This window comes from Methylobacterium nigriterrae (genome assembly GCF_037106235.1).
Classification (GTDB): Bacteria; Pseudomonadota; Alphaproteobacteria; order Rhizobiales; family Beijerinckiaceae; genus Methylobacterium; species Methylobacterium nigriterrae.
In genome coordinates this window covers 1-20,722 of the sequence record NZ_JBAWTG010000083.1, presented here as the reverse complement: position 1 = coordinate 20,722, position 20,722 = coordinate 1, and the positions used below count along the sequence as shown (strand labels likewise).

At 64.1% G+C, this 20,722-nt stretch carries 14 protein-coding genes and 1 pseudogene; 6 read left to right on the top strand and 9 right to left on the bottom strand.

Translation table 11 applies throughout. The features are described 5' to 3' along the window. Nucleotides 1-563: 563 nt before the first annotated feature. The gene (gene phnX / locus WDW90_RS26575) at nucleotides 564-1,391 is read right to left on the bottom strand and encodes a phosphonoacetaldehyde hydrolase (protein ID WP_336490517.1); all 828 of its coding nucleotides are present in this window, start codon (nucleotides 1,389-1,391) and stop codon (nucleotides 564-566) included. An 804-nt stretch (nucleotides 1,392-2,195) separates the two neighbouring features. Here phnX and WDW90_RS26570 point away from each other — a divergent pair. Beyond that, nucleotides 2,196-3,020, top strand: a pseudogene (locus WDW90_RS26570) (IS5 family transposase). A gap of 39 nt (nucleotides 3,021-3,059) precedes the next feature. Then, a complete protein-coding gene (locus WDW90_RS26565) occupies nucleotides 3,060-3,194 on the top strand; it encodes a hypothetical protein (protein WP_336490520.1) in 135 nt (44 codons plus the stop codon). Between the two features lie 121 nt (nucleotides 3,195-3,315). On the opposite strand, the gene WDW90_RS26560 is transcribed toward WDW90_RS26565, so the two are convergent. After that, entirely contained in the window at nucleotides 3,316-3,777 is a 462-nt protein-coding gene (locus WDW90_RS26560; protein WP_336490516.1) for a Ros/MucR family transcriptional regulator, read from the bottom strand. 478 nt (nucleotides 3,778-4,255) lie between these two features. Between WDW90_RS26560 and WDW90_RS26555 the strand changes: the two genes are divergently transcribed. Continuing rightward, nucleotides 4,256-5,290, top strand: coding sequence for an ROK family protein (locus WDW90_RS26555; protein ID WP_336490519.1), 1,035 nt, complete (start codon nucleotides 4,256-4,258; stop codon nucleotides 5,288-5,290). Here WDW90_RS26555 and WDW90_RS26550 read toward each other — a convergent pair. From WDW90_RS26550 to WDW90_RS26530, 5 genes are all read right to left on the bottom strand, one after another. Then, nucleotides 5,287-5,508 carry a hypothetical protein gene (locus tag WDW90_RS26550; RefSeq protein ID WP_336490515.1) on the bottom strand — a complete coding sequence of 74 codons (222 nt, stop codon included), beginning with the start codon at nucleotides 5,506-5,508 and terminating at the stop codon, nucleotides 5,287-5,289. The genes WDW90_RS26555 and WDW90_RS26550 overlap by 4 nt on opposite strands. 71 nt (nucleotides 5,509-5,579) lie before the next feature. Further along, nucleotides 5,580-6,077 (bottom strand): arsenate reductase ArsC, encoded by a 498-nt coding sequence (locus WDW90_RS26545; RefSeq protein WP_336490514.1) that lies wholly within the window; start codon nucleotides 6,075-6,077, stop codon nucleotides 5,580-5,582. A gap of 625 nt (nucleotides 6,078-6,702) precedes the next feature. Next, a complete protein-coding gene (locus WDW90_RS26540; protein WP_336490513.1) occupies nucleotides 6,703-7,485 on the bottom strand; it encodes an HpcH/HpaI aldolase family protein in 783 nt (260 codons plus the stop codon). A 494-nt stretch (nucleotides 7,486-7,979) separates the two neighbouring features. Next, nucleotides 7,980-10,001 carry a CoA-transferase gene (locus WDW90_RS26535; RefSeq protein ID WP_336490512.1) on the bottom strand — a complete coding sequence of 674 codons (2,022 nt, stop codon included), beginning with the start codon at nucleotides 9,999-10,001 and terminating at the stop codon, nucleotides 7,980-7,982. A 108-nt stretch (nucleotides 10,002-10,109) separates the two neighbouring features. Next, a complete protein-coding gene (locus WDW90_RS26530; protein WP_336490511.1) occupies nucleotides 10,110-11,501 on the bottom strand; it encodes a GntP family permease in 1,392 nt (463 codons plus the stop codon). A 583-nt stretch (nucleotides 11,502-12,084) separates the two neighbouring features. Here WDW90_RS26530 and WDW90_RS26525 point away from each other — a divergent pair. After that, nucleotides 12,085-13,881 carry an FUSC family protein gene (locus WDW90_RS26525; protein WP_336490510.1) on the top strand — a complete coding sequence of 599 codons (1,797 nt, stop codon included), beginning with the start codon at nucleotides 12,085-12,087 and terminating at the stop codon, nucleotides 13,879-13,881. An 823-nt stretch (nucleotides 13,882-14,704) separates the two neighbouring features. After that, a complete protein-coding gene (locus WDW90_RS26520; protein ID WP_431311127.1) occupies nucleotides 14,705-16,942 on the top strand; it encodes a cation:proton antiporter domain-containing protein in 2,238 nt (745 codons plus the stop codon). Between the two features lie 1,115 nt (nucleotides 16,943-18,057). Here WDW90_RS26520 and WDW90_RS26515 read toward each other — a convergent pair. Next, nucleotides 18,058-19,137 carry a YeiH family protein gene (locus WDW90_RS26515; RefSeq protein ID WP_336490509.1) on the bottom strand — a complete coding sequence of 360 codons (1,080 nt, stop codon included), beginning with the start codon at nucleotides 19,135-19,137 and terminating at the stop codon, nucleotides 18,058-18,060. A 131-nt stretch (nucleotides 19,138-19,268) separates the two neighbouring features. On the opposite strand from WDW90_RS26515, the gene WDW90_RS26510 reads away from it, so the two are divergent. Next, complete coding sequence (locus tag WDW90_RS26510; protein ID WP_336490508.1) at nucleotides 19,269-19,511, top strand: hypothetical protein; 243 nt, start codon at nucleotides 19,269-19,271, stop codon at nucleotides 19,509-19,511. 155 nt (nucleotides 19,512-19,666) lie between these two features. On the opposite strand, the gene WDW90_RS26505 is transcribed toward WDW90_RS26510, so the two are convergent. Beyond that, complete coding sequence (locus WDW90_RS26505) at nucleotides 19,667-20,431, bottom strand: GntR family transcriptional regulator (RefSeq protein ID WP_336490507.1); 765 nt, start codon at nucleotides 20,429-20,431, stop codon at nucleotides 19,667-19,669. Nucleotides 20,432-20,722: the final 291 nt, after the last annotated feature.

The following is a 20,722-nucleotide window of genomic DNA, read 5'->3' as shown; positions in this document are numbered from 1 at the left end:
CTCGGACCCTGTCAGTTCGATGCCAATGGCAGACTTGCCCATCGCCCCGTCCCTCCGACCACTCTCGTGATCGTAGAAACCTCGCGATCAGGACACTAGCCGGGAATAGCTCTAGGCCGGCACGACCTCGGGGGCGGTTCGCCCTTCCAGGAACGTCACTCCCACCTCGCTTGCGTGCCGCCACATGACCCGAGCCCTGCAGGGTTGACCGCTCTGACCGACGAAGAGATCGAAGTGCTTCGGCGTCGTCACGCCGGCCGAGAACTGGACCCGAGCCCCGAAGACCGACAATTCACCTACGACGCACTCGATGGCTGCAGACGAGCCGCGCTTTAAGGCCGCGTGACCGGCAAGGCAAGTCTGGGCACGTACGGCTTTGCGGCGCTCACGCATAAGGGGACTGTAGACTGGACCTGTTAACCGGTTGCAGTCCCGCTCACTGGAATTTCGAGGGGGGCTCGCCCAAAAGCATGGGAGCACGCCCCTTTTTGTCGTTCCTATCCTGTCAGGACCGGCGCTGGATTTACAGTGATTGCCGGCGCCTCAGGGCATTGGAAGTGGCGTTAGCATGCTTGCGGCATGCGCCCGGTGGCAAGCAGACCTTCGATGTCCTCGATCACACCAGGCAGATCAGCGATGGTGTCGATCAGAAAATGCGGCCGCGAGGCCGCGAACAACAGACTGATGCGGGCGCGCTCTGCCGAGAGCCGATCCGGTGGCAAAGCCTTGAGCGTGTCGTAGCTCAGGCCCATCGCGTTGCCCGAACAGGTGAGCGCCACGGTCCACATTCCCGCTTTGCGGCCTTCGAGAATGCCAGGCGCCGTGTCATCGACCTTCACGCACGCGGCCACGTCGTCGATCCCGAGAGCGATGACGTTAGCGAGGGCCTGGGCCGGCCAAGGGCGTCCGTTCGGCACCTCGTCCGTGGCCACGACATGGTCGGCCACGTAGCCGTTTGTCTCTGCCAGTGCGACGACCCGCTCCATCACACAAGCCGGATAGCCTGAGCAGGAGCCGATCTTGATGCCGCGGGCTCGCAGGGCCGCTATGGCATCGAGCGCACCCGGGATGAGCCCGGAATGCTCGGCGATTTTCTCGATCTGGAGCGGCATGAAGCGCTCGTAGATTGCCGTGACGTCGTCATCGGTTGGCGCGCGGCCGAACTTCTCGGCGTAACGGGCGGCGATCTGTGGCGCGTTACAGAGGGTGCGGATGTGGTCCCACTTGCCCATGCCCATCGGAACGCGCGCTTCCTCCAGGCTGATCGCGACCCCGAACTCGCGAAAGGCTTCGACAAAGATCTGGGTGGGCGCGAAGGAGCCGAAATCGACCACTGTGCCAGCCCAGTCCAGCACGACGGCCTGGATAGATCTCGGGTTTTCGTAGTACATCTCTCGCGCTCCCGGCTGGAGGTTCGGAAGGTCTTAGCGTTCAGTTCACGGAAGGCCACGCGTAACCGCGGTCCGTGTTTGCAGGCTAAAGTGTGGTGGCAAGCGGATCGCGAGGTGTTCAGACTGGTCGGGCGGGTGGCGCAGCAACTGTGCGTCATCACGTCCGCCGGGTGTCAGTCACATCCCGGTAGGTAGCCACTGCAAGGCCAGCCGGCGGCTGCTCGCACCCGTGACAGCGGACCCGTCGCGCAACCTTAACCACATCTTCCCCGGGTGCCGCGTCCAGTTCCTCCCAGGTCTGGTGGGTTCCACTCCCGCGTTCCGAGCAGCGCAGGATGCGCAAACCGCGGTAGCCGCTTGCACGCCAGTCCGAGACCGTGCGCACCTGCGCGAGGGTCATGAAGCCTCTCCCTGAGCTTGAAAGAAGGCGGCTCATACCCGCGCTCGATGACAGGATGAAGTCGGCTGCGCTCGGCCCGTCGGCGTGCTTGCTCCTAACGCATGGAACGGGTTTCGCGATGAAGCCGAAACAGAGCGCGCGCCAAGTTCTGCAGGACAGTCTCCTACAAGGTCACACGTCGCCCGCTGGCGCCGTGTTGCAGTAAGCTGCAGCCTAGGTCGGGCGCCGGTCGCGCGCTCTCGGTATTCTGCGCCATCATCCGAATGGGCGAGGCCGCCCCTCATCAAGACGACCTTCTCAATCGGGTGGGCCAGGGGCCTCGGATCTCAGAGCCGGGCTGAAAGGGAGTTGAGCGATATCAGAGGGTTGTGATTACTCCGCCCGAACGGGAGGTGAAGGATCAGATGGCCTGGGACGCCACCACTCGCCACCAACATCGACGTGAGTCGGCTCGATATCCGAGCGACATGACGGACCGGGAATGGGCGGTAATCGCACCCTTTCTACGGCCGCCCAAGCCAGGCGGTCGGCCGTGCAAAACGGATCTGCGGGCGGTGATGGATGCCATTCTCTACGTCGCTGCCGGCGGCTGCCAATGGCAGATGCTGCCCAAGGATTTTCCGCTCCGATCCACGGTGCAGGGCTGCTTCTACCGCTGGCGGGACAGCCGTCTCTGGGAGACGATCAATCGCCTCTTGGTTCTGAGCACGCGGGAGCTGGAAGGGCGCGACGCCAGCCCGAGCCGGTATCATCGACAGCCAAAGCGTGAAGACGAGCGAGAGCGGAGGGCTGGCCGGCCACGACGCAGGCAAGAAGATCCAAGGCCGCAAGCGCCACATCATCATCGACACGGTCGAGCTGATGCTCTTCGTTCTCGTTCATCGGGCTGATGTGCAGGATCGCGGCGCGGCACCAGCTCTGCTGAAGGCGGTCCGCCACCGCTGTCCCTGGCTGCGGCACATCTTCGCCGACGGTGACTATGCAGGCGAAAAGCTGCGGGGGGCGCTGCACGGTCAGGGCGTCTGGACCATCGCGATCATCAGGCGATCCGACACTGCCAACGGCTTCGAGGTTCTCCCGCGCAGATGAGTTGTTGAACGAACTTTCGCCTGGCTCGGCCGCTGCCGGCGTCTCGCCAAGGCTTGGGAAAATCCATCGCGAGCTCCGCCGCCTGGGCCCTCATCGCCAGCATCCGGCTGATGTCACGAAGGCTCGCAAGGTACTGCTAACCCAACGTGAACTTTCGAGTCCGGCTCTGAGGCACGAAGATGAAGCAGACATCCGGGGCGACACGGCAGCCGGCGGAAGCGGTGATCAAGGACATTCGCCGGGCCACCCGCCGGCAGTTCTCGGCCGAGGAGAAGATCCGCATCGTGCTGGAAGGCCTGCAGGCATCCTGCTGATCCCGCGGTTGCGTTCCGTCGGGCCGTGTGCCGGATTGCACAGCTATGGGCTGCCCATTCCTCACAGGTCACCGGGCATCTCGCTCGCATGCCGGCAGATGCCCAGAGACGACGATCCTCGTTATGCCGCCCTGCGGCCACGGCCGCTGGTCTGCTCTGCCTGAGCACCTGCGCGTCCAAGCCCAATCGCTTTGGCGAGTTCCGAGCGCTGGGCGGCGTAGTTGGCGGCCACCATCGGGTAGTCGGCCGGCAAGCCGTAGCGGGCCCGGTAGCTGTAGGGATCGAGCCCGTGGCCGGTCAGATGCCGCTTCAGCGTCTTGTAGGGCTTGCCGTCGATGAAGGAGATCAGCGCGTCCGGCGTGACCGACTTGCGGACCTGCGCGGGCGTCGCCTTCTCCACCTGCTCCTCGGCGGTGGCAGCCTCGGAGGAGCCGTTGGCGAGGCCGTTCAGCGCCGCGTGAACGTTTCCAATGAGCGCGGGAAGCTCGGCCACAGGAACGGGATTGTTGGACACGTAGGCCGACACGATGTCGGCCGCCAGTTCGATGAATTCAGGTTGATAAGCCGGGGTCTGATCTGTCACTTTTCTGTTCCGTCTGAGGTTAGCTCGGGACCACCCATTTTCATCGTTTCGGTCGAATATCAAGGGGGCTGCCGTTGTTCTTTGGCATGGCTGAAGAGCGATACCAGAATACGTTTAGCTCATAACCTTCAGGCCGAACGGCCACAACGGTCAAGCTTGCGCAATCGTCTTCTTCGCTTCCCTCCGAAACCGCAATGTGTTGCCGATCACGCTCGTTTGCAGCCTCCTGTCTCGATCCCTCACTCTGAGGTGTGGCTCTGGCGGTACGGAGGGAAAGCCGCGGATCAGGTAAGGCAACCGCGGTTCGGTCCTGAGGCCGCGAAACCCCTCGCGCGGCGTGCCCACCGGTAAGTGGCACGCCGTCTTTTCGTTGATGTGGACGGCACGGCGCTGCAAGGCTTGGATGCATGCTGTCACGCGCCTGACATCCTCTCGGCCCTATCGTTAGCCGGATGAGAACAGCTGCGATGCGCCGGTGATGCTTGAACACGGAGCCCGTCAAATCGCGGGCCTGCGCCTCGACAGCTACAATCTCACCCTGCAGGAGAACGGCGGGTTCATCGGCGACTGGGTCCGTAGCAAAACCTTCGCGCTCATCCTGGAAGGGCTGCGCGAGGCAAGGCGAAGTGCCGGACACGATCCCTTAGGCAGCACTTCCAGCGAGGACCGTGCCGCTCTGGATGCGCTTCTGATGACGGGTGACACGGCTGCGGACCTCATCCGCCAAGCCATCGAGATCTTTGCCTGCGCCTTCGCGGACGTGGCGCGGCGGTTTCTTGCCTGTCCGGAATGGCAGGGCACGCAGCGCATCGTCGTCGGGGGCGGCTTGCGCGAGAACAGGATAGGCGAGGAGGTCTTCCAGCGAGCTGACGCGCTGCTGAAGGCGGATGGCCTGACGGTCGATCTCAGCCCCATCCGCAATGATCCCGACGAAGCCGCGCTTCTGGGCGCGGCCCATCTCTACCCACCGTCTCTGCTGGAGGGCTGCGACGCGATCCTCGCGGCTGACATCGGTGGCAGTAACATGCGCGCGGGCGTCGTGTTGCTGAACCAGCAGCAGGCACCCGACTTCTCGGCCTGCGAAGTGCTGATGCGGGAGCACTGGCGTTACAAGAAGGAGCCGGTCGGACGCGATGAGGCCGTCGAACGCCTTGCCCGGATGCTGACGGGACTTGCCGCCAAGGCTGATGAGGCCGGCGTTCGGCTAGCGCCGTTCGTCGGCCTGGCTTGCCCGGGCGAGATTCGCCCGGATGGCAGCATCGCTCAAGGTGCCCAGAACCTGCCGGGTGACTGGACGGCAGCCGACTTCAATTTGGCCGAGCGGATCCGCACAGCCCTGCCGAGGATCGGCCAAGCGGAAACGGCCGCGGTGCTACACAACGATGCGGTGGTTCAGGGGCTGAGCGAGCTGGTCCACATGCGCGATGTGGCGCGCTGGGGCGTCTTCACGGTTGGCACCGGGCTCGGCAATGCCCGCTTCACCAACGAAGCGCTTTCCGATGCCGATCGTTAGCGGCCAGTCTCGCCACCGCGCTCTTCCTTCTGCATCAGCGCCCAAGCTGCCCGGATCTGATCGGCGCTCAGCTCTTGGCCCGTGCTGTGATCCTTCACGCTCACTCCCTCGCGTCCGTCTCGGAGGTGGGCCATCGCTTCCGCCAGCGCCTCCTGATCACTGGCATGCGACATCGTAAACGTCTCGCCCTTGGCTGAGTATGAGACCGTGAACGACATTCGTCTCTCCAACTTCACGCCGGCCCTGTGGCTCACGATGGTCCTCGCATCTTCAGTGCTCGGACACATCCTCAAGATTTTTGGCCGATGTCGCGAACCCGCGACGTGAGGGACACCTGATCGAGGCTTGTGATGGGAAGGGCGACGAAGGCCACGATCCGGTTCTTGAGATAGCGCTGAGCGGTGATGAAGGCTGCCTTCTGCTGCAGCTCAGTGCCCCCGACAGCAGACGGATCCTCGATGCTCCAGTCTGCCGTGATGGGCTGACCGGGCCATTGCGGGGGAGCCTCGCCTCCCGCCTTGTCACAGAGCGTGAACACGAAATCCATCGCAGGCGCGCTTGGATCGAGGAAGTCACTCCTGCTCTTCGGATGCAGCCCGTCGGTCGGATATTCAGCCTCCTGCAGCACTTGCAAGGTCAGCGGATTCAAGCTGGGCGTCGGCTGGATGCCGGCCGAAAATACTTCGAAGCGGCCTTGCCCCTCCTTTCTGAGGATGGCCTCAGCCAAGATCGAGCGGACCGAGTTGCGGGCAGAGAGGAAGAGCACGTTGTAGGTGTGATGAGCCATGGACCGATCTCCACGTGCTGTCGCCTTCTGGTCGGCATGAAGCCCTGAGCGATTTGTCATCAGGGTTCACTCTTCTCACCCTCAAGTGTGACTGAATAAGCACTTCGGGTTGCGCAGGGGCGTGCCAAGCCATGGCGGGTCAGCTATGCCTGACGAGTGCAGCCGGTTGAGCACCTTACACTAAGGGCTTCGTGCCGAACCACTTTCTTTTCCGCCGCAAGCAGACGCCAATAGCGATCGAGATTTTGTTAGAGCATGGTTAGTACAAAATCGTGCGATAAGGAACATCGATCTCGGATATCTTGTTCTGCATAAGGACAATTAACTTCATGGCTACACACGTTATCTCGCTCTATAGCCACGAGCGCCCGCGGCTCATCCGCAACACTCCAGCAACAGCACCGCGCGACCATCAGGAGCCGTGCGGCCTAACTCTCAGGGAGAGAAGCCGACGGATCGGGCCGCGAGGGTAGCGACCGCTCACCCCGCTGCGTCACGCTTCAGAAATCTTGGCGCGCTAGGCGTGCACATGCATGATCGAAGTGGCGGAAGGAATCGCGGCGTCGAAGTTGGGGCCTGGCGCTGCATGCGGACAGCGGCGGCCGCCAGCGCGGTGCCGCATCCCCTAAATGCCGGATGCCAGGGCCTCCCTGGCCGAGCACGCCACGGCCCGGAAGGTGGCGGCGACCAGGCCCGCGTCGCTTCCCGCCCCGATAAAGGTCACGCCAGCCGCAGCATAGCGGGCCACGGCCGCCGCATCGTATTGGATGATCCCGGCCGCCTTTCCCGCCGCCCGAATGCGCCCGATGAGCCGGTCGATCTCGGCGAGTACCTCGGGCTCCGTCGGGCGGCCTGGAAAACCCATATCGGCCGATAGGTCGGCGGGCCCGATGAAAACCGCATCCACCCCCTCGACCGCCGCGATGGCGTCGATCTGTCCGGCAGCGTTTTGCGTCTCCACCTGCACGATCACGCAGATCTCGTCATTGGCCGTCGTGGCATAATCCGCGACGGCCCCGTAGCCGGAGGCGCGCACGATCGGCGCCGCGACCCCGCGGATGCCATCCGGCGGGTAGCGACAGGCGGCGACCGCGCGAGCCGCCTCCTCGGCGCTTTCGACCATGGGCACCAGCACAGTCTGCGCGCCGAGATCGAGCACCTGCTTCAGAAGCCAGGGCTCGTTGGCCGCGACGCGAACGACCGGGGCTGCGCGATCGCCGATGGCCTGAAGCTGGCCGAGCACGTCCCTCAGGGTGTTGGGCCCGTGCTCGGCGTCGATCAGGCACCAGTCGAATCCGGCGCTGGCAGCCATCTCGGCGATGAGCGGGTGAGCCAGACCGACCCAGAGGCCGATCTGAACCTGCCCTTGCGCCAGCGCCGCCTTCAGGGTGTTGCGTGGAACCGGCATGGTGGCGTCCTCCAGATTTCCCGGGCGTCCAAATGGAGAGCTGAGGCCAAGGAGTAGGGTCGTATCGGGCGAGCCAAGCTCCTCTCAGACACCGTCAAACACCTGGTGCTGGCCAAAAGTCGAGAAGGTCCTGGCGGCCCCACAGCTCGACACGATGCGCATGTGTATCATCGTGCGACTGGCGCAGAACGACGGCTGAAGCGAAGCGGGTGCGTGCTGCGATCCAGTCTCTAACGTCTCGCTGAGGACGGGCCAGACACTGCGGTAAGTCACGATGCGAAAGGGCGGATGCTGCAAGTTATCGGCTTCCACGACGGAACTCCCGGGGCTGTGATGCCAGAACGCCTTAGCCTACGCCCTGCTACTGACGGTGCCGAAGGCGCAATCTGTTGCAACAGCAGGATCTTGACGAAGTCGCCCGGAGGCGCGGAGTGCGAACCGAACTGACCTTCAGCAATCAGCTCGACGGAAGCGCTGAGGGCGATTCCCATGCATCACGCACCTGGATTTTCGAGATCTCGTAGATGTTTGTGAGCTTCCTCCGCGCTTTCATAGATATGCGGCGCGACGCCGCGAGCCTCCAAAGACTCGCCTAATTTTATGCGCAAGAAGCCGCTTGTTGCATATCGGCTTACGCCCGAATAGAAATTTTCCATTAAACACTTGACCATGTCCGAGTAAGCGTCAATCATATCAGGATATGCGCTAAAGTTGTCGTAATTAACGATCGCATATACCTTCCGCTGGAGACCAGACAATCGACTTGCGACCACAGAGCGAATTCGCTCGATATCGTCGCGAGTCTTGACAGTGTGGTGTGACAAATTCACAAAGAAGACATTCTGCTGCGGATCATACACGAAACGATCTTCCAGCGGAACGCGCAAGAGATCGTCTCGCAGTCCCATTGGCTTTTCCTCGAAGATGCGGCCGTCCATTAAGGGCAGAGGCTCGCGAATCAGAGGCATGAAGTCCATATGCGCGAGAATATCGCGCTCCAAGTCGACACCGGGCGCCACCTCTGCAAGCTCTAGCCCCTGCTCCCCCAACCTGAGCACGCAGCGCTCCGTGATGTACAGCACCGGCTGTTGCCGCTTCCGAGCGTACGTCCCGCTGAACGTTCGGTGTTCTACCTCGGTCACGAATTTGCGCGCGGTTCCATCCTCCAGGATGCGCAATTGCCCGGTCTCGACCGTCGTCCGCAGCTTGCCGGCGTTGAAGGTCCCGACAAAGACGACCTTCTTCGCGTTCTGGCTGATGTTGATGAAGCCACCAGCTCCTGCCAGTCGGCTTCCGAATTGGCTCACGTTGAGATTGCCCTCGCGGTCCGCCTGCGCCAGGCCCAGAAAGGCCACGTCGAGCCCGCCGCCGTCGTAGAAGTCGAATTGGTAGGGCTGGTCGATCACGGCCTGCGCGTTGGTTGCGGCACCAAAGTCGAGACCACCGGCCGGTACGCCTCCAACAACGCCCGGTTCCGCCGTCAGCGTGATGAGATCGATGATCTTCTCCTCCGCCGCGACACTGGCAACACCCTCAGGCATCCCGATGCCGAGATTGACCACGCTGTTGGCCTTGAGCTCCATGGCGGCCCGACGGGCGATAAGCTTGCGCTCGCTCATCGCCATTGGGGCGATCGAGTTCATCGGGGCCTTGATCTCCCCACTAAAGGCTGGATTGAAGCCGGTCGCGAAGGTTTGCCGATGATGTTCCGGCTTTTCCGCGACGACAACGCAGTCGACGAGGATGCCCGGAACCTTGACCTGCCGTGGATTGAGGCTGCCGCTCTCGGCAAGCCTCTCAACCTGCACCATGACGATCCCATTGCTGTTGCGAACCGCCATGGCAATGGAGAGCGCCTCGAGCGTCAGCGCTTCCCGTTCCATGGTGATGTTGCCTTCGGGATCCGCCGTCGTGCCACGGATAATGCCCACCGTGATCGGGAAGGCCTTGTAGAAGAGGAACTCTTCGCCTCCGATCTGCAGGAGTTCGACCAAATCCTCCGTGGTGCTGGCATTGATTTTCCCACCGCCGAACCGTGGATCGACGAACGTTCCGAGGCCGACACGGGTCAGGTGGCCAGGCCTATGGGCAGCGATGTCCCGGAACAGGTGCGAGATGACGCCCTGAGGCAGGTTATAGGCTTCCACTTGGTTGGCGAGGGCGAGCCGTTGCACCTTCGGGACAAGCCCCCAGTGTCCCCCCACCACGCGCTTGAGAAGCCCTTCGTGCCCGAGATGGTTGAGGCCTTGATCCTTCCCGTCGCCCTGACCCGCTGCGTAGACGAGGGTCAGGTTCTGCGGCTTGCCGCTGGTCAGGAAATCCTCCTGGTCCGTCGAGAGGAAGAGGTCCTCCAACGCTATGGCGATGGCTTCTGGAAAGCCGATACCGACAAAGCCACCGGTTGCAATGGTATCGCCGTCGCGGATCAATCGGACAGCTTCCGCGGCCGTCACGACTTTACCCCGTTCAGGCGAGCGCAGCGAAGACAGCAGCGGATGGGCGGAGTGGTTCGGCATGTTGGTCACCCTTGTGACGCGCCAGAAGCCCGCGGTGAGGGCGAAGCGGCCAATTCGCTTGCGATTGATCGGCGGGCAATGCTCCGGGAAAACCGGGTGCCGAGGCGCTTAGACCAGGCCTGTCGCATAGTAGACGCCGATGACGACGAACACGGCCAGGGTCTTGATGCAGGTAATGACGAAGATGTTGCCGTAGGATTGCTTGTGGGTCAGCCCCGTGACCGCCAGCACGGTGATGACAGCCCCATTGTGCGGCAGCGTGTCCATACCGCCGCTCGCCATCGAGGCGACGCGGTGCAGCACCTGAAGCGGAATGCCGGCCGCGTTGGCGGCCGCGATGAACTGTTCGGACATGGCGGCGAGCGCGATGCTCATGCCACCCGATGCGGAGCCGGTGATGCCGGCGAGCACGGACACGGTGATGGCCTCGTTGACGAGCGGGTTGGGAATGGTTCGCAGGGCATCCCGGATCACCAGGAAGCCCGGCAGCGCGGCAATCACGGCACCGAACCCGTACTCGGCGGCCGTGTTCATTGACGCCAGGAGAGAGCCGGCGACAGCGGCCCTCGTTCCTTCCGCGAACCGTTCCATGACCCGGCGGAAGGTGAACAGCAGCACCGAGAGGATGCCAAGCAGCAGCGCGCCCTGGACGGCCCAGATCGCTGCCACGGTCGAGACCTGGGTCACCAGCGGCTGCGGCAGGCCCGCCAGGTTGGTCTCGTTCGTCGTGCCATATGCGCTCACGATCAAAGGGGTCAGCAGCTTGTTTGTCACGCCCACTATGACGAGCGGCAAGATGGCGATGCCGGGATGGGCAAGCTCACGGTCTGCGACAAGCTCGGGCTCGTTCAGGTGCCCCTCACCGTAGCCCTCGCCCGCCGCCGCAGCGCGCCGGCGGCACCATTCCAAGTATATCATGCCGACAATGAGGATGAAGATCGCCCCAATCGTGCCGAGCACCGGGGCCGCCCAAGTATCGGTCTTGAAGAAGGTGGTGGGGATGATGTTCTGGATCTGCGGGGTTCCGGGCAGGGAGTCCATCGTGAAGGTGAATGCACCCAACGCGATCGTGGCTGGGATCAGGCGTTTCGGGATGTTGCCTTGCCGAAACATCTCTGCGGCGAAGGGATAAACCGCGAACACTGCCACGAACAGTGAAACGCCACCGTAGGTGAGGACCGCGCCCACAAGCACGATGGCCAGCATCGCCCGCTCGCGTCCGACCAGGCGGATGACGGCCTTGACGATGGACTTCGAGAAGCCTGACAGCTCGATGACTTTGCCGAAGACGGCGCCCAACAGGAAGACCGGGAAGTACAGCTTCACGAAGCCGACCATCTTCTCCATGAACAGGCTGGTGAAGACAGGAGGGACGGCGGCCGGGTCGGTGAGCAGCACGGCCAGCATGGCCGCGATTGGCGCGAAGAGGATGACGCTGAAGCCGCGATAGGCGACGAACATCAGCAGCACCAACGCAGCGATCGCGACGAGGAAGCTCATTTGCCCTCCCGACAGGCCGCTCTCCGGCGCGCGAGGATTCACGAACCGGCGGCGCCTCTTCGTCTTGTGATTAGGGGCAAGAACTGGCGTTTCAAGTCCATGAGCGCTGGCCCGGGTACAGTTTTCACTCTTTGATGCTGTTGCTAGACAGCAACAGGACGAGCGCTGGCTCGGTGGCACTGCGCTTTTTGCAGCGTGACAGCTTTGCAGTGTGAAAGCTTTTCTAAGCGCCCACGGATGCGCAGCGCGATGTGCTCACGACCGGGGGATCCTCATGTCCTGTTTCGTCACGGATTCAACGAACCTGCGGAGGGCGGACGTCGACGTCAGGCAGGGCGAGCTCAAGCCGATATCGCCAAGACGTTTCCGCTCAACCTGATCGCGCAGGCTCACCGCTCCATGGAGAGCAGCGCGCAGGTGAGGAAGATCGTCCTTGCCGCCTGAGCGGCCTGCGAAGGGAGCAAGCGCGGCAGCCGAGGGCAGCCTGCCCTGCGCCGGGCTCATGGCTCCGACCCGGTCCTGACACGTTCCCGCAGTCCATCATGTCTGCCCTGGACGTCGGGGCCAAGGGCAATCACCGAGCATGAGTCTGACTGGTCTCCGTCGATTCCTGGAGAGCGATCCGCCGCGCCTGAGATTCGGCTTCGCTACGGCCGCTGCGGCGTGGCTCGCCATCGTCCTGGCCGCGGCACTGGACCTGCCGAACGGGCACTGGGCAGGCGTTACCGTCCTCACGGTCTCGCAGCCGACCCGGGGGCTCCTACTGGAGAAATGCCTCTGGCGCCTGATTGGCACGACTGCGGGCGCGCTCGCCGGCATCGGCCTGCTCGCCGCCTTCGCGAGCCACCCCGCCGCCGCGCTCGTCGGTCTCACGCTCTGGCTCTCCTGCTGCGCCGGTTTCTCGGCCCTGGTAAGACACTTCCGGAGTTACGGGGCGGTGCTCGCCGGCTACACTTGCGCCATCGTGGCGCTGATTGACTTCGAGCATCCGGCCGCGGTTCAGCAGATCGCCTACGGCCGCATCGCTTGCACGATCATCGGCATCCTCGCGGCCACCGCCGTGACTGGCCTGCTGATGCCGCACTCGGGCCGCCGGTCCCACCTTGAGCGCACTCGGCAGCTGGGTGCCGATCTGCTGGAGCGGTGCGACGACCAGCTCTCAGGGCGCGTGAGTGACGCCGATGAGGCTGCGCTGCTCGGCTTGGTCGCTCGGCTCGGCGACCTCGATGCCGAGGCTGACGAGGTCTTCGACGGGACCCCGGGCGCCCGGTGGCGCAAGCGTCGCCTGCGCAACCTCCTGGCCTCCCTCCTTCTGGTTACTGCGAGGGCGCGGGCTATCGCTCGGCCGGGCGATCAGGATCATCGCCAAGCCTCTGCGGAATTGGCCACCCTATTCCGTCGGGCGGCCGCATGCTTCCGCAACCCAAGCACGCCCGCAGCGCCACCGATCCCACGAAGGGAGGACGGCCGAGCCGCACCTGAACTCCTCGCCGAAACCCAGGCGGCGCTTGCAGCGGCTATGGAGGACCTTCGTGACCTCGAGCAGGCTCCTCCAAGCGGCAAGGGCTCCACTCGCCTCGCGGCCTCCCCCGACTGGCGGGGCGCCCTGCGTGCAGCGACGCGGGTGGCGCTCTGCGTGCTTCCGGTGGGACTCGCCTGGCTCGCGAGCGGCTGGGTAGCCGGATCGCTCATGCTTCTCGGCACGTGCGTGTTCGTGACCCTTCTCTCGGCGAATGAACTCGGGGCGCCGACTGTGCGGCGCATTGTCCTCGGCGTGCTCGCGGGCGTCGGGACGGCTCTGGCCTTCCGGACCTTCGTGCTGCCAAATCCGGCCGGCCTGTCGATCCTCCTGCTCGCCCTCCTGCCGGTCCTCTGTGTCACGGCGGCCGGTCTGACGTTCCGGCTGACGGCGGTGAGCACCGTTGAGTTCAACAACTTCTTCCTGATGATGAGCCAGCCGACGCATCTCGCGCCGCTTGGTCTGCCACTGCTGCAGCAAGGGCTGGCGATGGTCGCTGGCGTCGGGGCGGCCGCGCTGGCCCTTCACCTCGTCATGCCGCTTGACATCGAGAGGCGGAAAGGGCGCTTGCGGCAGGCCCTTGCCAGGGACATGGCGGAACTTGCCGAAGCTCGGACGGGCAAGCGGCTGGCCGCTTGGGAAGGCCGGACGCTGTCGAGGGGACTGAGGCTGTTGGCAGGGACGGGGCCGGCGCGACCGCGCCGCAGACGCCACAGACGTCCTCGATCAGCTCGAACGCGGCTGGGATCTGCGAGGTCCTTCGCGCGCAGTGAGCCATCCATCAATTCCGCCGGCCTCACCTGCGGACCGCGAGCAACCCGTGCTCACGGTCCGCCCGAGCTGATGCGGAGTGCGACCTGATCCTCAGCAGGTTGGTGGCTCGGCGATTCGCCGCGATCAATTTGCCGGCGTCGCGCTCGAGTTTGATTTGGCTCAAGGGTCTCGAGCTCGCCTTGCTGTTCGGCCCCGCTGTGGCGGTCTCTTCTCGTCCCACACCCCAGCCAGCGAATGGCCGCTTTGGAGATGCCACCCGAGTCGCCTGGATGGTGGTAGGCGCATTCCGGTTGCTCTGCCGAGCGCACCGGCATCGACAACCTCTGCCATCTACCGGGCCCACAGCGGTCGCGGGCTTCTCTCGCCGGAACCTCAGTGCTGTCATCGCATCAACAACAACGCCGCAGGCCGTCGGGCCAGCTTGCCGCGGGGAGGCGCGTACAGATGCCTTCTCCCCAGCAGGAAACGGACCCGGAACAGGGATGAGGAACGGCGGGGAACACCATGGGGAACACGGGGAACGCCCCGACCGTTCAGGTCGATCGGAACACCAGCGGAATCAGGGGGTTAGGTGGAGCGGGCGATCGGGATCGAACTGACGACATTCAGCTTGGGAAGCTGTGGTTGAGCTTTGATTTTGTTGGAACGTGTTCCCCTCAGCCGAACCGCTGCATAGCGCGTAATGAGGCTCTCGCGGAATGCGTGAGAGACGGCCCGCTCTGCACGATGAAGCGGTTCAAGGTGGAGCAAATTTCGCCTTGGCTGTGAGCGGTTCCGCTCGATGCAGCTGCTTTCCTCGGACGCCCTGGGCAATCCGGTTCTTAACCCGCGTCAGTGCCGGGCACTGGCGCCGACGGCATTGCGTTGTCCTGCGCCCACGCCGTGAGGGCAGCAGGAGAGAGACGTCAATTTGAAGCGCATCATCGCACTCGCGCCTATCCTCCTCGCTCTAGCCTCAGATCACGCCCTGGCCGCCTCCGCGCCCGGATCCAAGGGCGCGTCCGAAGTCACGTTCCTGATCCAGATCGTGCTGCTGCTCGTGGCCGGGCGCCTGCTCGGTGAGCTCATGCAGCGCATTGGCCAGCCCGGCGTGATGGGCCAGCTCATCGCCGGCCTCCTGCTCGGGCCCTCAGTGTTCGGGGCCATCTGGCCCGAGGGCCAGCACCTCGTCTTCCCGCCCGCTCACGAGCAAAAGGCCATGCTCGACGCGGTCTCGCAGCTCGGCATCCTTCTGCTGCTGCTCCTCACCGGCATGGAGACCGACCTCGGCCTCGTGAGGAAAGTTCGGAGGGCTGCCCTTAGTGTCTCGGTCGCTGGCGTCGCCGTGCCCTTCGCCTGCGGTTTTGTGCTCGGTGAGTTCCTGCCCGAGACGATGCTGCCGAAGCCCGAGTTGCGGCTGATCACCTCCCTGTTCCTGGGCACCGCGCTGTCAATCTCGTCCGTCAAGATCGTTGCGATGGTGGTGCGCGAGATGGGCTTCCTGCGTCGCAATGTCGGTCAGGTCATCGTTGCCTCGGCCATCGTCGATGACACCATCGGCTGGGTGATCATCGCCATCACCTTCAGCTTGGCACTTCACGGCAGCATCGATCCCTGGTCCCTCGGGCAGAGCCTCATCGGGACAGCCCTGTTCCTGGGCCTCAGCTTCACCCTCGGACGCCGGGTCGTCTTCCTGCTCATTCGCTGGGCTAACGACGAGCTCGAGAGTGAGGCGGCCGTGATCACCACCATTCTGGTCGTGATGGGCCTGATGGCGCTCGTGACGCAGGTCATCGGCGTTCACACTGTACTAGGCGCTTTCGTGGCCGGGATCTTGGTCGGGCAATCCCCCATCCTGACGCGGCACATCGACGAGCAACTGCGCGGCCTCATCAGCGCCCTGTTCGCACCCGTCTTCTTCGGGCTTGCAGGCCTGAGTGCCGACCTGACGATCCTGAAGGATCCGACGCTCCTAACGCTGACAATCGGGTTGGTCGCCATTGCGAGCCTCGGCAAGTTCGCAGGCGCATTCCTGGGCGGCACCCTGGGTGGCCTGCGCGTGCCGGAATCCCTCGCTCTGGCTTGTGGCATGAACGCGCGTGGCTCGACAGAGGTGATTGTTGCCTCGATCGGCTTGTCGATTGGTGTGCTGAGCCAGAACCTGTTCACGATGACCGTGGCCATGGCCGTCCTGACTACGCTCGCGATGCCGCCGATGCTGCGCTGGGCGCTAAGCCGCCTGCCGCTCGACGAAGCTGAGCGGACGCGGCTCGAACGAGAGGAGTTTGAGGAACGGGGGTTTGTTCCAAACCTGGAGCGCCTGCTCGTTGCTGCCGACGAGAGCCCGAAGGGGCGGTTCGCGGCTCGCCTCGCTGGTCTGATGGCAGGCCGTTACGGAATGCCGGTGACGGTGCTTCAGGTTGCGTCCGACCTGGCACCCTGGTCGATGAGGGAAGACATATCCGGCAGGCTTGCTGCCTCGGTACAGGGTGCTGCGGAAGCGGCGCGTGCGCAAGCCTCGCACGAGGATACAGACATCTTGACTGTCGATGTGACGGAGCGGCCGATAGATGCATCGATCGACCAGGCCGTGACAGCGGAGGCTGAGAAGGGGTTCGACCTTCTCGTGATCGGGATTGAGCCGACCGTCGGCCCGGATGGTGGCTTCAACGCAGATGTGGCTCGGGCCGCGGATGGCTTCGCCGGTCCTCTCGCGATTGTCGCGGCCCGCGGCAGGCACTTGGTCGAGCCGGAGGGGGCGCCGCTGAACATTCTGGTTCCGGTCAACGGCACGGAGGTGTCGCGGCGAGGAGCCGAGGTTGCCTTGAACATCGCGCGGGCAGCCGACGCGCCGCTGACCGCCTTGTTCGTCGCGAGCGCGGACGCGAGCACCACCCGACAGCGACGCGCCCGGCGCCCCAGTAGCGGTGATGAGGCCGTCCTGAAGGAAGTTGTGGCATTGGCTGACCAGCACGGCGTCAGGATCCGGACCGTTGCGCGGACGATTCTTGCTGCGGAGGACGCCATCCTACGGCAGGCGCGCCTCGGCGGGCACAACCTGATTATCATGGGCGCGGCGCGGCGCCCCGGTACCGATCTTGCCTTCGGCAACATCGCCGATGCGGTGCTGGAGGCTTCCGACCGCTCCGTCGTCCTGGTGGCCGCCTGATGCCTAGGAAGGCCACCGACGGTCCGTGAGGCATCGATCTGGCCATACGCGAGGCCACATGGCACGCCTTTATGGAGCAGAGGCACTTACCGCGGCATCGTCGGAGAGGGATTGCTAGCGTTTTGGGCCGGTGACGGCCACCTCAGGTTCGCGCAGGTAAATGCAGCGCCGCTCGGCGGGCGTCAACAAGCGTTGAGAGTCGGCAGATGGAAGCGAAGACAGGCCGCCGCGATGGTGCAACCTGAGCATAAAGGAAAGGCGGGACCCACGTCCCGCCTCCGTGTGCGCGATCGCGCTAAAACCTATGCCCGTGCCTGATCCGGCGGAGTCTCCTCGCCATCAGGCCGTTCGTGATGCTGCATAGCCTCACCTCCGAAATTCTTAGCGGAGCAGAACTCCGAATAAAAACCTCGCCCATTCAAGCAAGGGATTACACACTGCGATATTTCCTCGGTGATTGCAACACTCGTTTATCGTAACCTAGATTAACTTCTTAAGACGCTCGGAGTTACCAGCTGCACCGTTGGGAAACATGGGCATTGCTGAAACGCCTGAAGATCTAGTTTCACGAAATGCATCTGGCGCATGGCTCGCTCTGTCACGGAAGGGTATACCACTACGGTGTATACGGACTGAGACACCCTGCCGACCTTACGGAAGGATTCGAACGGCTATTTGGGGTGCGATGCGCTGCAGCTCTGAGCCGTCCCGTTATGGAACAGGCGGCAGTCGTGGCGCCAGCACCAGCTTCATGAATTCCAAGATGGTGCCGATCCGATTGAGCAGCGAAGCGGGTGCACAGTCATTGTCATTCGCGACCGTGCGGATGGTTGGCTTGGACAGGCAAATCAAGACAGGGTGGGCATTGCGCCGTTTCGGACCTGACTGCACACGCGCGCCGCACATTCCAACAGTCTCACTCAATGCTCGGCGCCAGCCGCGCCCCTGCAGATGAAAGGCGCCGGCTCTCGACAGTTCCCACCACCTGCCGCGTTGAGGAGCCCACGCCCTGCCGGTTGGGCTGCCGTGGGCGGCGGCTCAGTTCGTCACCCTGGTGCCTTTGGAGGCCTAACGAGCCGTGAATTTCAGCAATTTGCGATAAGTCTCTACGGGCATCAGGCGATGCCGAGGGACCAAATCAAGGTGAGACTAACGGCGAGCAGTATCACCAGGGAGCCCGTCACCGCCAGGGTGACCCGGCCGCCAACCCGGGCGAGCACGCGGACGTCAACGCCGAGCCCAAGCGCGGCCATGGAGACGACAGTGAGGAAGCCAGCGAGTTGCGTCACCGGTTGCGATGCCGCATCGGGGATCAGGCCGACTGACCGCAGCGTGGCTAAGCCCAGAAAGCCCAGGATGAACCAGGGCACCAGCTTGGCGAAACCGAGCCTTCCGGGCCGTGGCTTGGATGTGGCGCCCTCCCTCGGAAGCCGTGGGGCCAAGAGCGAGAAAGCAACGACGACGGGGCCTAGCATCAGCACACGCACCAGCTTGACTAGAGTGCCGACCTGCGTGCTGAGCAATCCCACCGGCACGGTCGCGGCCAGCACCTGCGGCACGGCGTAGACTGTCAACCCAGCCAGCACGCCATACTGGTGCTCCGACAGTCCAACGAGGGGAATGAAGAGCGGCAGGCCCAGCACCATGAGCACGCCAAGAACCGCCGTGAAGGCGATCGACGCGGCGACGTCCTTGCTGTCGGCCCCGATCACGGGTGCCACGGCGGCGATGGCCGAGTTGCCGCAGATGGCGTTGCCGCAAGCCACTAGGATGGCCATGCGGGCGGGCAGGCCGAGCCCGCGACAGATCGCAAAGCTTGCGGCAATCGCCAGCACCACGGTGCCGACGATCCCGGTCAACAGCGCCGGTCCGGAGGCGACGATCGCTCCGAGGCTAATCGAGGCACCCAGCAGAGTGACGGCAACCTCAAGCACCTGCTTGGCACTGAAGGCGATGCCGCTCCGGACGCGTTCGCCCGGAGCCCATACGGTTCTTACCGCAATGCCGAGGAGGATCGCGATGACCAACGCCTCGACGTACGGGTGACCTGTCGCATGCTCCTCGATTTTCTGGACGCCGACGGCCAGGAGCGTAATGACAAGGCAGAGGAGAATACCTGGCAAGAAGGACGGCGCCTCATCGGTCTTTGCAGAGGCGCCACGCAGCGCTTCCTTCGTGGATGCCTTAACGCTCATGCGGGCCTCATAGGCTGAGAAACAAAACTTCTCTCCAAGGCTTGCAAGGGAGATGAAGCCTCTCCGGCCGCGCGAATCTTCGGAAGGCCCGTCCATTGATCGGGAGAGGTCCAAGCGCGACACTTAGGGGTATGAGCACGCGTCCCGACGCCACGATCCTGGCCTACGATCCTTTCGGCGAGCCCGCCGAGGTAGTTCGTGGCTACGCGATGACACCGGGTGACCGGCGTGCGCGCAATGCCGCGGTTGCAGTGTTCTGGAGCCTCGCCCTGCTCCTGACCGCGGGTCGGGTCTATCTTGGCGACCAGCCAGTCGCGCAGCAGGTCGCGAGCGTGCAGGCTCAAGTTGCTTCGCTCATCACAGCGGTCAGGTAAGAGCGCACGCGAGCTGATCCTTGGGACGGCTTCTATGTGCAGGGTCTGGTCCATGCCCGGCCAGGATGGACGTCGGTCGGGAGGCGGCATGGCGTCATTCCTAGTGCCGGTGCAGGGTGCCTCGCGCTCTGGTAATGCGGGCGGCCTGGCGGGGTTCAGCGCAGAACCGAGAGGTAATGCACGCTGTCGGTAATGCAGGTCGAGAGGCGCCACTCAACCGGCCGCTCCTCAAGATCGAACGCGACCCGGTCGATCTCGATGGCCGGCTTACCCTCGGCGACTTCCAGAAGGTCGGCCTCCCGCCGCGGCAGGACGACCGCCTTCAGGCGCTCCTTGGCGATCGCGATCGTGATGCCGAACCGGTTCGCGTAGAGGCTGTAGAGAGTGTTCGGGAGATCCATCGCTGCGAGCCCGGGAAACAGGGTCAGCGGCACTGCGATCGTCTCGATCAGGCAGGGTTTGTCATCGAGGCTGCGGAGGCGTTCGATGCGTACCACCCGCGCCGTTCGCACGAGAGCGAGCCTGTCCCGCTCGTCGGCACTCGCCGAAGCCTCGGCGATCGCGACGACACGACTTTGTGGAGCGGCACTGTCTTCGCAGTCCGAGCGCAGCTTGAAGAAGCGGAAGACGCTCTGCTTGTCGTCGTGCTCGGCCGCGAAGGTGCCGCGCCCCTGGCGACGCACCAAGAGACTGTCGGCGGTCAGCGCATCGAGTGCCTTGCGCACGGTCCCCTGGCTGACACCGAGTTCGCTCGCGAGCTGGCTCTCGCTCGGCAGCATCTGGCCGGGTTGCCAGACCGCATCGGCGAGGCGGCGCAGCAGCGTATGGTAGACCTGCCGGTAGAGCGGGCGGAAGTCGACGGCCTCGCCCTGGCCCTCGCGACCTGCTCCGGCCGAACTCCCCGAGCCTGATCGTTCCATCTCGTGCCGACGCTGCTCCCCGACCGCGGGAAAAGCGTCCGATGGGTATTCGAGCACGTGTTCCCGCCTCTCGATACGGTGCCTCCCGACCTTGGGCAATCGCTCGTCTGGAGCTATCACCCGATCATGCGAACGCCCGCTCCGGGACGCCGCTCACCTCATAGGGCCGCGATCTCCGCGTGGAGCGCGTCTGGGATCGCCAGGCCCGAGGCGGCCGCGCGGGCACGCAGCGCCAGGCGGCGGGCGCCCGGCAGGCGGGCGCCCGCCTGCGCCTCGATCGCGGCGGCAAGC